Consider the following 13,479-nt stretch of genomic DNA (forward strand, 5'->3'; position numbering starts at 1 on the left):
AACAATCCCTTGCTCTCTGTCTATCTATAACCTTAGATCCACTTGTCGTTTTACGCCACTCAGAAATGAAAAAAAGTAATAGATAATAATTTGAGCTTGCCTAGGTGGTGATGCCCGGACGCTCACTTTACTGACGAGTCAAGCGATCGTTGCCCAGCATTAGCGGCATAGAAGAGCGATAAGGATTAATATCTAACCCTCCACGTCTGACATAGCGCGCATAAACAATTAGACTTTCTGGCTGGCACATCCGCATAATATCAATATAAATACGCTCAACACACTGCTCATGAAAATCCGTATGCTCACGAAATGAAATGACGTATTTAAGTAGCTGCTCGTGATTAATTTTAGGGCCTTTATAATCAATAAATACCGACCCCCAATCTGGTTGATTGGTTACTGGGCAATTTGATTTAAGAAGGTGGCTAACCAATCTTTCTTCAACCACACCCGACAACTCATCAATCGCCAACAAATCCGTGTTGGGGTGATATTCAGCTACGTCTATATCTAATTCATCTATACAGTAGTCAGGCGTTAAGACCACAAGCGCAGACATTGAATCAACATCGCGCAGAATAACGGTCACTGCTGAACCTGCTGCGTTTGATAAATCCTTCTCAAGCAGCGCCTGAATCTCTTCTAAAGAATCATAACGCATTTGATTCAATGAGTTTAGATAGAGTTTAAACGATTTAGACTCAATAATATTTGGCGAATTATAAGGCAAACGAAATTCTGCCAATGCGACAATAGGCTTTCCTTTTGAGTTTAACCAAGACACTTCATACGCATTCCAAATATCTTCTCCAAAAAAAGGAAGACGCTCAGCTTCTATCCCCATTTCGGTCCATTTATCAACTCTAGCAATGGGGTAAAGCAACCCTGCATCATACTCAGAAACATACTCAGTTTGCTGACCTAAGGGCAAAAAACCCATATTCATTTCCTCAATTACGAATTCCACTGCCCTTGTTTAGCAAATGTAGGCCAAACGAGAACAATACTGCAATAAACAAACACACAATCACTAACGCCCAGTATACATTGATATCCGACACACCAAGAATACCGAAGCGAAACGCATTTACCATATATAAAACGGGGTTTAACATTGACAAGTTTTGCCAAAAATCAGGAAGTAAATCGATAGAATAAAACACGCCACCCAAATAGGTCAGTGGCGTTAATATAAACGTCGGTACGATAGATACATCGTCAAAACTTCTCGCATAAATGGCGTTAACAAAACCGCCTAAAGAAAACAAAATCGCCGTTAAGAAAATAACGGCAACGGTTAAAAATACATTTTGTATAGTAAGGTGGGTAAAAAATAATGACAACAGAGTGACAATTAAGCCGACACACAAGCCACGAGCGACACCACCCAGTACATAACCAACCAAAATAACCCAATTTGGCGTTGGCGACACCAGTAATTCCTGAATACTATGTTGAAATTTCGCAGAGAAAAACGAAGAAGACACATTTGAATAGGAGTTAGTAATAACTGACATCATAATCAAACCTGGCACAATGTACTGCATATAACTAAAACCACCCATTTCACCAATACGGCTGCCAATAAAATGCCCAAAAATAGCAAAATACAATGACATTGTTATTGCAGGCGGCAATAAAGTTTGCGGCCAAATGCGCATAAAACGTCGGATTTCACGACGAAGAATGGTATAAAAAGCGATAAAGATTTCAGCGTTATTCATTAACATTAACCCTTAATAAGTTTGACGAAGAGCTCTTCAAGTCGATTAGATTTATTGCGCATGCTCAGCACATTGATTGATTGAGCATCCAACAAATTAAAAACAACATTCAATGACTGACCTTTAGTCACCACAACTTCAATAGTAGTAAAGTCATTAATTGGCGTCACTGTATACCCAGGTACACCCCAATCTGCTGTTACACTTTTATCTAGATCTAAAATAAAGGTTTCTTGAACCAAGGTTTTCAAAAGTGCTTTTACACTTGTATTTTCAACAATTTCACCACCATTGATAATCGCAATATTACGACAAAGCTGTTCTGCTTCTTCTAAATAGTGGGTGGTTAAAATGATAGTGGTACCCTGCTCATTCAAGGTTTTAATAAAGTCCCACATAGAACGACGCAGCTCAATGTCTACTCCAGCCGTAGGCTCATCTAATACCAAAACTTCTGGCTCATGAATCAGCGCACGAGCAATCATTAAACGACGTTTCATACCGCCTGACAGCATGCGAGATTGGTCATCTTTTTTATCCCAAAGCCCTAGCTGTTTTAAATATTTTTCAGCCCGTACTTCAGCAACCTCTTTGCTGATGCCATAAAAACCCGCCTGAGTAACAACAACGTTAAAAACAGACTCAAAAACATTGAAATTAAATTCTTGTGGCACAACACCAAGATATTTTTTTGCTTTTGCAAAATCATCGTCGATATCCGTACCAAAAATAGACACCTTACCAGACGTTTTATTCACTAAAGAGCACAGAATACCGATAGTCGTTGATTTCCCAGCCCCATTGGGACCAAGCAAAGCAAAGAAATCACCTTTTTCTATTTTTAAGGAGACACCTTTAAGCGCTTCAAATCCACCGTCATAGCGTTTTTTTAGGTCACTTATTTCGATTGCATATGTCATAATTATGAGTCTCGTTCGGCTATTGCCAACTTAATCGTTACTTTTGAATAGGTTTTTTTGTGGAATCACGTAATCAATACATCTTTAATGCTTTTACAGAATTACGTCAGCGTATTTCAGAGCACTCTCCATTTGACCAACCAGACCTGGCTGAAGAAGATATTGACTTCTTAGAGAAATGGGATCAACTTTCCCTGAATATACAAGCCAACGACACCCACTACATATTTGACGGACAAGAGCTTCTAGCTCAATTCATCCGTTGCTACGCTAATTTGGTTCCGCTTATAAAGCGAGAATTGTTATGGTTTATAGGCGGCGAATGTCTTCATTTTTTAGGCGATGAAGAAATAGCATTATACCAGCAACTAGAAGAACGCCTCTACGCTTTAGACTCTGAAGAAAAAGAGTACGATATCGCACAAGAAATCAGATCACTAAGAGGCGATATCAAACAAATACATTGATAAGTGAACTAATCAGGGCAGATGATTCTGCCCTAATATCACTCAAGACATTTTCTTAAAGACTAACGTCCCGTTGGTACCACCAAACCCAAAAGAATTGTTTAATACCACGTCAATTTTACGCTTTTGCGGCGTAGAAGGAACATAGTTTAAATCACAACCTTCGCTTGGTTCTTCTAAGTTAATTGTGGGTGGCGCGACTTGATCACGAATCGCCAATATAGAGAAAATAGACTCTACTGCGCCTGATGCTCCCAACAAATGACCTATCATAGATTTAGTTGAGCTCATCGCCACATCGGACGCATCTGCCCCCATAAGCGATTTAACCGCATAACTTTCTGCTAGGTCACCCACTGAGGTAGAAGTACCGTGGGCATTAATGTAATCAATTTCGTGCGGTCCAAGATTTGCATCTTTTAATGCCGCTCGCATGGCGGCAATAGCGCCGTCACCGGATACAGGTGGCGCAGTCATGTGATGAGCATCATCACTCATGCCGAAACCTACTAGCTCAGCGTAAATGTTTGCCCCACGCGCAACCGCATGTTCATACTCTTCAAGCACAAGAATGCCAGCACCATCCCCCATAACAAAGCCATCTCTGTCTTTATCCCATGGACGACTTGCTGTTTTAGGATCGTCATTACGTGTCGATAACGCTCTTGCTGCACCAAAGCCACCAATACCCAAAGGTGTGATGGCCATTTCAGCACCACCTGCAATCATGACGTCCGCATCACCATAGGCAATCATACGCCCTGCCATGCCAATATTATGAGTTCCTGTTGTACATGCTGTTACAATCGATATATTTGGCCCTTTAAAGCCAAATCGAATCGCAACATGACCAGAAATCATATTAATTATCGCACCTGGTACAAAAAATGGTGAAATTCGTTTTGGACCAGACTCGTTTAGGAGGTGAAGATTCTTCTCAATCATCGGTAATCCACCAATGCCAGAACCTATAGCACAACCTACCCGATTTAAATCGACAGTTTGCTCATTCAGGTTTGCATCGTCCAGCGCTTGTACCGCGGCAGCAATCCCGTATTGAATGAAAAGATCCATCTTGCGAGCTTCTTTAGCACTCATATATTGAGTAGCATCAAAACCTTCTACCTGTGCCGCAAAACGAGTGGAAAATTGGCTAGCATCAAACGAGGTAATATCAGAAACCCCACTTTTGCCTTCCAATACGTTATCCCACGTATCTTTCACATTGTTGCCAAGGGGTGTCACCATTCCCATACCTGTGACTACAACCCGACGACGAGACATAGGATTCCTCCAGTAGACAGCCCCATTTCACAGGGACTTAATAATAAGAAAAGCCGCTGTATAGAATACAAGCGGCTTTTCGGGAAACTCAATTCACCAAGTATTACAAGTTAGCGTTGATGTAGTCGTTCGCTGCTTGTACTGTAGTGATTTTTTCAGCTTCTTCATCAGGAATTTCAGTATCAAATTCCTCTTCAAGAGCCATAACCAATTCAACAGTGTCCAGGGAATCTGCACCCAAATCATCAACAAAAGAAGCTGACATAACAACCTCTTCTTCTTTAACACCAAGTTGTTCGCAAACGATTTTTTTGACGCGTTCTTCAATGCTACTCATTAGAAGTTCCTACTCTACTCGTTAATAGCTCATTTTGAGCGTATTTTAATGTCCAACTACCTAAAATAAAAGGCGTGATTCTCAACATGAACCGGAGATGTATTTTCGTTGAATTAAATATAAAATTCAACTCAAATTACGACATATACATGCCTCCATTGACATGTAATGTTTCTCCGGAGATGTAACCTGCGCCATTGGACGCTAAAAACGCGACAGCTGCCGCAATTTCTTCTGGTTGACCAAGGCGTGAAGCCGGTACTTTTTCTACCAACTTCGCCTTATGCTCTTCAGGAAGCACTTTAGTCATATCCGTTTCAATGAATCCTGGAGCAACACAATTTACTGTGATGCCTCGAGATCCAATTTCAGTCGCCAATGAGCGACTAAACCCTTCCAACCCAGCCTTGGCTGCAGAATAGTTTGTTTGACCACCATTCCCCATAGAACCAACGACAGAGCTAATACTAATAATACGACCGAATTTTGCCTTGGTCATACCACGTAAACAAGCCTTTGTAACACGAAAAACTGAGGTAAGGTTCGTATTGATCACTTGATCCCACTCATCTTCCTTCATTCGCATCATTAGATTATCACGAGTAATGCCGGCATTGTTAATCAAAATAGTTGGCGCGCCATACTCGGCATTAATTTCTTTGATTACGGCATCAACAGATTCACTCGACGATACATCAAGAACCCAACCTTTACCGTTTTCACCAAGATACTCACTAATACTTTGCGCACCGGATTCACTCGTCGCCGTACCAATCACTGTCGCACCTTGCGCAACAAGAGCAGAAGCAATTGCTTTGCCGATTCCGCGAGTTGCACCAGTAACCAGCGCTATTTTGCCTTCCAGACTCATCATTGTCTCCAATTATTCTATCTAAACTTACACAAATATCATTTAAGCAGACAACGCTGCCTCAAATCCAGCGACATCCCCTAACGAAGAAGCCGTCAAACCTTTTACAATTCTTTTATTCAAACCACTCAAAACCTTACCCGGACCGCATTCAAATGTCGTTGTAACACCCAAACCTGATAGCAACTCAATAGATTGAGTCCAAAGCACAGGTTCACTCAATTGTGAAACCAAGTTGGCTTTTATCGTTTGCGCATCAGATACCGCTTTTGCACTGACATTCTGCACCAAAGTACAGTTAGGCGCTTTAAATTCGATAGAAGCAAGCTTCACGGCCAATTTTTCTCCAGCAGGAATCATTAATTCACAATGAGAAGGCACACTAACAGGTAAAGGTAATGCCCTTTTAGCTCCTGCTTCTTTCGCATTGCTCATAGCCGCTTCAACCGCAGCAACATGACCCGCTATAACAACTTGACCAGGAGAGTTAAAGTTAACCGCACTAACAATACCAGGAGCAGCTTCACAAGCCGCTATCACTTTATCATCAGCCAAGCCAATGATGGCCGCCATTGCGCCTTCACCCGCAGGAACGGCCTGCATCATGTATTCACCGCGCAGTTTAACCAGCTCAACAGCATCCGTAAACGCCATGACACCTGAACAAACTAAAGCAGAATATTCACCCAAACTGTGGCCAGCAACATAAGCAGGTTTTGCACCACCTTGTTGCTCCCAAAGGCGCCACAATGCAACACTTGCTGTTAGCAGTGCTGGCTGAGTTTTATCTGTTTGCCCTAGCTTTTCCACATCACCTTGGACTAGCGCCCACAAGTCATAACCCAGAACGCCAGATGCTTCAGCAAAAGTTTGCTGAATAATGTCATGTTTCTCAGCCAAATCAGCCAACATGCCTAACTGTTGAGAGCCTTGCCCAGGAAAAACAAAAGCCAATGCATTATTCATTTCATTTCCTCATTATTAAGACGTTTGCAAATTGTTTCACACAAATTCGCTCTCGCAATATCAATTCCATACTCAATCGCGCCGATCATAGCTTGTAGATCCGATCCACCGTGACCTTTTACCAAATTTCCACCAACACCCACAAGGCAAGCCCCATGACGTCGTTTGGTTTGGTAAAAAGTCTCAAATAGCGACTGATCTCCGCCCTGCGCCTTAAATTGCCCCATCAAAAACGACAGCAACCCTTCGGACGCCTTTAATACCGCGTTACCAACCATCCCATCACACACAATGACATTCTTTTCACCGTGAAATAATTCCGACCCTTCGGCATAACCGAAGTAGGGAGGCCATTTCTTTGCTGACAAAATAACATCAGTCTTACGAACAACAGAACTGCCCTTTGAACTTTCAACACCCACATTAAGCAAACCGACTTTTGGCTTTTCATTGCTTAACGCTTCAACATAAGCAGCGCCTAACTCTGAAAACCCCTCAAGCATAGAAGGTGAACAATGCACATTTGCCCCTAAATCAACCAAACAGCGCAGCGGATTAGAATGCAACTCACGAATCAGTGCCGGATATAATTTAGGTCGGATAACACCTAAGATATGCCTAGCTAGAGCAACCATCGCCCCTGTATTCCCAAGTGTAACAACCACATCCACTTCTTTTACACTTAAACTATATAAAGATTTATAAAGCGAGCTTTCACGGCGTCGAAAAAGAGAAAGAACAATATCTTCATCTGCCTTTACGACATCACAACAAGCAACTAAGGATAAATGATCACAAAGAATGGAAGGCTCAACAAATGAGCTAAAATCTGGGGAATGATAGAGCACTATCTCTACATCATTATGCTGGGAAAGAACTTGGAGCGCTCCTTCAAATGCAATGCGGGGACCTAAGTCCCCGCCCATCGCGTCTAATGCTACCCTGATCATGGGTAAATTAGTTACTCACCTTTAGGGGTGATAACTTGACGACCACGGTAAAAACCATCTGCAGAAATATGATGACGACGGTGAAGTTCACCAGTAGTCTGTTCTACAGATAGAGTTGCGCTAGTCAATGCATCATGTGAACGGCGTTGGCCGCGACGTGAACGAGTCACTTTACTTTTTTGTACTGCCATTTCTTGGAGCTCCTAACTATTACTTGGCCTTTAAATTAGCCAATATACTAAATGGATTCGGTTTTTGTTCGTCATCCGGTGCGTCATCGGTAGACGAGGCATACTTTACAGCTGTTGGGTTGCAACCACTTTCTTCGTGATAAGCGACAATCGGTAAAGCAAGTATAATTTCTTGCTCAACCATATCTGCTAGGATTACGTCACCATCGGTCATGACAACAGGGTCGTAATCACTCGGTATATTTTTCGCATGATCTTCGTCATAAACAAAGGCCAGTGATAAATCTATCGATAGCTCCTGAGGTACTGCTTCCATACAACGCTGACAAACAGCCTGCACAGTCGCTTTCAGTATGCCAGTAGCAATGTAGCGCCTATCCTCATCAACTCTAAAGTCTAGATGAATATACGCATCACCCTCATCTGACGCCAAGACAGCACTAAGCTCCTTAAGCTGGTTAAGGTGCAAGTACCCTTCAATCGCTGACTCATGGTGAGCGTATTTACGAGGGTCAAAATATTTAGGTAATAGGTCATTCAACATGGCGGCAAATAATATGGACACTTGCCCGTTTTGTCAAAGTCTAACTGCATTTAAGAGCCTTTTTTTTACTGTTTTTCACTTTCGAAGCAAAAAATACGTAAAATACCCACCCAACCCCATTAATCAATGATTTATCTATAATGAAAAACTTAATACTAGGCTCCTCATCACCCTATCGACGAGCACTGCTTGAACGCCTCAATTTGTCATTTGAGTGTTGCTCACCTGAGATAGATGAAACCCCTTTTGACAATGAAACTCCCATAGAACTCGTCAAAAGACTCTCTGTTGAAAAAGCAAAAAAAGTACAGGCAACTTACCCCGATAAAAACAATCTTATTATCGCTTCTGATCAAGTCGCCGTCGTAGGGAACAACACAATAGGCAAGCCTAAAACAAAAAAAAATGCCGTCCAGCAACTGCTTAACTTTAGCGGCCAAAAAGTCTCCTTTCTGACAGGCTTATGCGTGCTAGATTCTAAAACTGAGAAATACCAATATCACTTGAGTGAGTATCATGTTTTCTTTAGAACACTTAGCTTAATGGAAATTGAGAATTACATAGACATTGAACTTCCACTTGATTGTGCAGGAAGCTTTAAATGCGAAGGATTAGGCGTGGCTTTATTTACAAAAATGGAAGGCAATGACCCTAACAGCCTCATTGGCCTACCATTAATTCAGCTCTGCAGCATGCTCAGAGAGCATGACATTAATCCACTGGCTAACCATTAAAATAAAAATAATTAGCCAATAATTAGTAGCCTTTTGGGAATGAATAGAAAGTTTCTTTAGGAGACTCTAGCTCTGCAAGCGCTTTAGTAGCGACATCGTAGCCAAAGTCAATTAGCTCAGCAGCATGCCAGAACTCATAAAAAGCGGCAAAATCTTTAGGAATTGAAATCAATAAGTCTGGCGGGTAACCTGCCAGCTTATATTGCGTCAGCGATTCTTGCATGGTTTCAAACATCATATTAATGGTTTGCAACCTTCCCCAGGTCTCAGGACTATTCTTATTAACACTGCGCACTTCAAGCTCGTCGTCTGCTCGCTGTTTACCAAACAGACCTTTTACGCTTGACCACCATTCTGGCTCATTACTTTTTTCGACCAATGTTTCTGTCGTTAGCTCTTGTGCTGGGCCATTCAAATCAACAGCAATAATATAATCAGCACCTGCCGAAACACTTGGAATAATCGGCAATGGGTTAAGCACACCACCATCGACATACACCCGATTATTCAGCTGAACCGGTGCAACAATGGAAGGTATGGCCGAAGAAGCCCTCATCGCATCGATCAAGCTACCTTTGTTAAACCAAAACTCTTTCTGATTTAACAAATCAACAGCCACCGCCGTAAAGGGAATTGGAAGTGTTTCAATATTTGGAGTGCCAATCATATCCGAGATAACTTGAAAAAATCGATCCCCCTTAATATAGGCACCATGTCGAAAAGACATGTCTAGCATTCGCAGCACACGCACTTTATCAAGCCCACGCGCCCACTCACTATAATCTTCCAACTTACCTGCAGCAAACACACCACCAATGACAGAACCAATAGAACAGCCGGATACACTAATAATTTCGTAACCTCGCTCCTGTATTGCCTGTATAACACCTATATGTGCATTTCCGCGCGCCGCACCACTACCCAGAACAAGGGACACCGTCTTCTTCATAACCAATCCAATTAAGGGGATACATACACAAACGAAACACGATTATGACCCAGTACATCACGCCCCATATCCGCTACATTAATAAAACGCACCTGTCGGCTTAATTGAATGCCGATGCCAGAAGTTAGCGCTTCAATATAACGATCACCTTGCTCAATCGAAGACACGGACCCTGATTTTTTGCTACTTACAAAGCCGACTACCTGCTGACCACTCGGTAAATCACGCAGAAAACGACGAATTCTAGGAAAATCATCCACCGCCATTTGTGCAACAACCTCAAACTCAGAGCCTTGCGAGGCCATCAAAGCAATACTGTCCAGTCGTACCATGATATCGCCAGCACCACGACGATTAATGTAGATCATCTGATAATCATCATGATCATCCTGCACTACCATCAATAGCTGACTATCGTCTGCACCGTACAACAAATAATTCTTAAAAAAATTGTTAGCCCACGCATTGCTGCTTCCACAACTACGACTCTCACACTCGAAGACCACTTTCTGGCCGCGCGCAAGCAGTGCCTCCTTGTAGTAAGCAAAGACAGATTCTAGGGGCACGTTGCGCTCGATTTTATAAAGCGAACGAAACACCGACCCTTTGACGCGCAATACAGACTCAGGCTCCCAACCTCGGCCTGAGCGCTGAATTTTGCCAAGAGGAATTTCTAACGACTGATTTTCTTGGGTGTCACTCTTAACTAATTGAGCACCGCGATAAGCCTCGACATGTGAAATATCGGCAAAGGCATACGTGACGACTAATGCAAAACAAGCCACCATCACCTGCTTAATTCTGATCATGTTATACCTACCTTTTTTATTAGAACGCCATCATTAATTAAGATCAATAAATGCCTGTATCTCTTCAGCAACAGACGTCGCTGTTTCCGGTTCTAAATGAAAATGATGGTTGCCAGCCAGCCATTTAAGCGTAATCCACGGAAATTGACTGGCTCGTTTTTCAACCAAAGAAACAGAATCCTTATAAATACCTTGCTCAGCCACTAACGCTAATGTCGGACATTTGATTTCTGAAATAAAAGCCTCGACACTGGCCTCATCCATACGAAATGGCGAAGGAAATGTCAGTTTGCCATCATGTCGCCATGACCAAACACTTTCTTGTTGGCGTACCCCACGCTCCACCAACAAGGAGGCCGCCTCATGAGACAAAGAAGTAAAACCATTCATTCGCGCCTGCACCATATCTTCTTTTGACTGGTATTGAGAAAAGCGATCCAAGCGATACTTAGCCATTTTACGGATAGATTTTTGCAGAGTGGCTACCCGGTCTTCTGGCTTATTTGTCTGTGGCCCCATATTATCCAGAATAATTAAGCCCCGTACCTTTTCTGGTACAATCGCAGCCACCATCATGGCCACAGCGCCACCCATACTATGCCCCACCAACCAACTACTTTGGCTGGAGAGATTCAATACACTGACCGTGTCTAATACATAATCCCAGAGGTGATAAAAACTACCTTGTGGGCGATGATCAGAAAAACCATGCCCTGCAAAGTCTAATGCACTGTGATGAAAGTCTGAAAAATGCGGGGAAAGAGAATGAAAGCTAGCGGCATTATCGAGCCAGCCATGCAAAGACAAAACCCTTAATGCCGAGGGATTCTGCGATAACCGTTGAATGCCGGCTATATTGGTATGCGCCAAATTAAAAACAACATCCCGCCCCATACTTACGTCCTTTTTTATAACGTTTTTCACAACTTACTAGCGAGCAATTGCCCAGCGATACTGACAGCACGCCGTAGCAAACAACTCACCTTCAACCGCCGCCAATGCCGCTGTTGTCATAGCGAAACGGGACGACAATGGCTCATCGCACAACAACTCAACCAATTGGTGCGCAAAGGGCTGGTGAGTGATCAACAATATAGAATCGGCTGTTTGATCGTTCAACCACAAAGCCACATCCAACTCTTTACCACTTGGCGTAATAAGCGGACATGACTGCGCCACCAACCCAACCTGACCCAAGGTTTCTAAGAAGTAGTCTGCCGTTTGCTGTGCACGCACATAAGGACTCACAAACACCGCATCTAAGCGCTCTCCACGCTCTTTAAAAGCGCGGGCCGTTTGCTTCACTTCATCCACTCCTTCTGGAGTCAATTCACGAAGATCGTCTCGTTCATAACCATGAGCAAATGCATTACCATGGCGTAAAACATACAGTCTCTTCTTACTCATCCTTTGTACCTTTCGGCCAAGGCTGGAACGGAAAAGGTTTTTCTTCTTCACGGTAAGAAAGGAAGTCAATAATCTGACGGACAAACACTCCTACGCTGCGCAACCAAGTCGATACCGTCGCGGGCTCTGAACGAGAGAGCAGTCTCACTAAGCTAACGACAATGACTAAGATACCAAAAACGGTGATAGCCACGTTGAGCACACACCAGTAAAACAACATAAAAATTAATCGAAACCAGAACCCTTGGTTTGCGTAACCTGGTTTAGCCATGCTTATTCTCCTCATACGTCGCAAATTCGACGTCCCATTTTTGTTCGCCAGTCATCATAGATTCGATTAGCGTTTCCAATTTTTCATTATCAAAAAGAAGCTTAGATAAGCCTTCTGCCAATGGCATGTAAAGGCCATGTTTTTTAGCCTCTTCTATCACCATGCGCAATGTATTCACCCCTTCAGCCACTTCACCAATCTCTTCGATGGCGGCTTGTAAATTTTTTCCTGAACCAATGAAATAGCCCACCCGATAATTACGACTTAACGGTGACGTACAGGTAGCTATCAAATCACCCATTCCTGCCAAACCAAGAAACGTCATCGGGTTGGCACCAAAATGCACCGCAAAGCGACTCATTTCTGCCAAACTTCGCGTCATAATCATTGCCATGGTATTTTCACCCACCTGCAAAGCTTTTGCCAAACCACAGACGATAGCGTAAATATTCTTTAGCGCGCCAGCCAGCTCGACTCCGGTGCTGTCAGTGTTTTCATAAACGCGAAATGTAGGGGATTTTAACAATTCAATAACACGCGCCCGCACCAACTCATCAGCACTCGCAATAACCGAACCCGTCATGTGTCCAGCAGCGATTTCTTTTGCTAAATTAGGACCACTTAGCACGCCAATCTTTTGCGTCACTGTGTTACGACGCAAAATATCACTCATAAGTTCAAAACGATTTGGATTAAATCCCTTGGTCGTACTAATGAGTATTTTATCTGCCGTTAATAGCGGCTCAATACGCTCAACAACTTGTTCAAAAGACTTCGACGGAATAGAAACAAAGATAGTGTCACTTTCCTTGATCGCCTGTTCTAAATTACTAGTGGCTAACAATTCTTGATGCAAGGGCGCATTCGGCAAGTAACGACTATTCAGCCCGGTCAAATTAATCTCTTCAACCTGCTGTTCGTTACGCATCCATTGACTTACTTGATGACCGTTGTTCGCCATGATATTAGCCAATGCGGTGCCGAAACTACCACCACCCAATACACATACTGATTGTTTTTTCATCATCCCTTCTCTTCAAAAATATAACACC

At 42.8% G+C, this 13,479-nt stretch carries 18 protein-coding genes; 2 read left to right on the forward strand and 16 right to left on the reverse strand.

The annotated features are described in order from the left end of the window. Nucleotides 1-127: 127 nt before the first annotated feature. From queF to V6259_RS16655, 3 genes are read right to left on the reverse strand one after another with little or no spacing between them, the layout of a single operon-like run. The gene (gene queF, locus V6259_RS16645; RefSeq protein WP_341585491.1) at nt 128-943 is read right to left on the reverse strand and encodes an NADPH-dependent 7-cyano-7-deazaguanine reductase QueF; all 816 of its coding nucleotides are present in this window, start codon (nt 941-943) and stop codon (nt 128-130) included. Nucleotides 944-953: 10 nt separating this feature from the next. After that, on the reverse strand, nt 954-1,727 hold the full coding sequence (locus V6259_RS16650) for an ABC transporter permease (RefSeq protein ID WP_133012211.1): 774 nt from the start codon (nt 1,725-1,727) through the stop codon (nt 954-956). 5 nt (nt 1,728-1,732) lie between these two features. Beyond that, nucleotides 1,733-2,647: an ABC transporter ATP-binding protein gene (locus V6259_RS16655; RefSeq protein ID WP_133012210.1), complete on the reverse strand. Its 915-nt coding sequence runs from the start codon at nt 2,645-2,647 to the stop codon at nt 1,733-1,735. Between the two features lie 59 nt (nt 2,648-2,706). On the opposite strand from V6259_RS16655, the gene V6259_RS16660 reads away from it, so the two are divergent. Continuing rightward, nucleotides 2,707-3,114 (forward strand): PA2817 family protein, encoded by a 408-nt coding sequence (locus V6259_RS16660; RefSeq protein WP_133012209.1) that lies wholly within the window; start codon nt 2,707-2,709, stop codon nt 3,112-3,114. Nucleotides 3,115-3,156: 42 nt separating this feature from the next. Here V6259_RS16660 and fabF read toward each other — a convergent pair whose 3' ends face one another. From fabF to V6259_RS16695, 7 genes are all read right to left on the reverse strand, one after another. Then, nucleotides 3,157-4,398, reverse strand: a complete 1,242-nt coding sequence (gene fabF, locus V6259_RS16665) for a beta-ketoacyl-ACP synthase II (protein WP_341585492.1) — start codon at nt 4,396-4,398, stop codon at nt 3,157-3,159. Nucleotides 4,399-4,501: 103 nt separating this feature from the next. Beyond that, nucleotides 4,502-4,735, reverse strand: a complete 234-nt coding sequence (acpP, locus tag V6259_RS16670) for an acyl carrier protein (protein ID WP_133012207.1) — start codon at nt 4,733-4,735, stop codon at nt 4,502-4,504. A 136-nt stretch (nt 4,736-4,871) separates the two neighbouring features. Then, on the reverse strand, nt 4,872-5,606 hold the full coding sequence (gene fabG / locus V6259_RS16675) for a 3-oxoacyl-ACP reductase FabG (RefSeq protein WP_133012264.1): 735 nt from the start codon (nt 5,604-5,606) through the stop codon (nt 4,872-4,874). 42 nt (nt 5,607-5,648) lie between these two features. After that, entirely contained in the window at nt 5,649-6,572 is a 924-nt protein-coding gene (gene fabD / locus V6259_RS16680; protein WP_341585494.1) for an ACP S-malonyltransferase, read from the reverse strand. Then, nucleotides 6,569-7,522 carry a fatty acid synthesis protein gene (locus V6259_RS16685; protein WP_133012205.1) on the reverse strand — a complete coding sequence of 318 codons (954 nt, stop codon included), beginning with the start codon at nt 7,520-7,522 and terminating at the stop codon, nt 6,569-6,571. The genes fabD and V6259_RS16685 overlap by 4 nt, the downstream gene beginning before the upstream one ends. An 11-nt stretch (nt 7,523-7,533) precedes the next feature. After that, the gene (rpmF, locus tag V6259_RS16690; RefSeq protein WP_133012204.1) at nt 7,534-7,713 is read right to left on the reverse strand and encodes a 50S ribosomal protein L32; all 180 of its coding nucleotides are present in this window, start codon (nt 7,711-7,713) and stop codon (nt 7,534-7,536) included. Nucleotides 7,714-7,732: 19 nt separating this feature from the next. Beyond that, entirely contained in the window at nt 7,733-8,278 is a 546-nt protein-coding gene (locus V6259_RS16695) for a YceD family protein (protein ID WP_240537062.1), read from the reverse strand. Nucleotides 8,279-8,397: 119 nt separating this feature from the next. Here V6259_RS16695 and V6259_RS16700 point away from each other — a divergent pair, with 119 nt between their 5' ends. Continuing rightward, entirely contained in the window at nt 8,398-8,991 is a 594-nt protein-coding gene (locus V6259_RS16700) for a Maf family protein (protein ID WP_341585495.1), read from the forward strand. A gap of 22 nt (nt 8,992-9,013) precedes the next feature. Here V6259_RS16700 and V6259_RS16705 read toward each other — a convergent pair whose 3' ends face one another. Genes V6259_RS16705 through V6259_RS16730 form a run of 6 tightly spaced genes read right to left on the reverse strand, consistent with a single transcriptional unit; the run spans nt 9,014 to nt 13,451 of the window. Then, entirely contained in the window at nt 9,014-9,940 is a 927-nt protein-coding gene (locus V6259_RS16705; protein ID WP_341585496.1) for a patatin-like phospholipase family protein, read from the reverse strand. 11 nt (nt 9,941-9,951) lie between these two features. Then, nucleotides 9,952-10,749, reverse strand: coding sequence for a DUF4892 domain-containing protein (locus tag V6259_RS16710; RefSeq protein ID WP_341585497.1), 798 nt, complete (start codon nt 10,747-10,749; stop codon nt 9,952-9,954). Nucleotides 10,750-10,782: 33 nt separating this feature from the next. After that, nucleotides 10,783-11,643 (reverse strand): alpha/beta fold hydrolase, encoded by an 861-nt coding sequence (locus V6259_RS16715; RefSeq protein WP_133012200.1) that lies wholly within the window; start codon nt 11,641-11,643, stop codon nt 10,783-10,785. Nucleotides 11,644-11,679: 36 nt separating this feature from the next. Beyond that, on the reverse strand, nt 11,680-12,156 hold the full coding sequence (gene sixA, locus V6259_RS16720; protein ID WP_341585498.1) for a phosphohistidine phosphatase SixA: 477 nt from the start codon (nt 12,154-12,156) through the stop codon (nt 11,680-11,682). Then, a complete protein-coding gene (locus tag V6259_RS16725) occupies nt 12,149-12,427 on the reverse strand; it encodes a DUF4389 domain-containing protein (RefSeq protein ID WP_133012198.1) in 279 nt (92 codons plus the stop codon). Before V6259_RS16725 ends, sixA begins: the two co-directional genes overlap by 8 nt. Further along, the gene (locus tag V6259_RS16730; RefSeq protein ID WP_341585526.1) at nt 12,420-13,451 is read right to left on the reverse strand and encodes an NAD(P)H-dependent glycerol-3-phosphate dehydrogenase; all 1,032 of its coding nucleotides are present in this window, start codon (nt 13,449-13,451) and stop codon (nt 12,420-12,422) included. The genes V6259_RS16725 and V6259_RS16730 overlap by 8 nt, the downstream gene beginning before the upstream one ends. Nucleotides 13,452-13,479: the final 28 nt, after the last annotated feature.

Source organism: Marinomonas sp. TI.3.20, from assembly GCF_038155025.1.
Taxonomy (GTDB): Bacteria; Pseudomonadota; Gammaproteobacteria; order Pseudomonadales; family Marinomonadaceae; genus Marinomonas; species Marinomonas flavescens.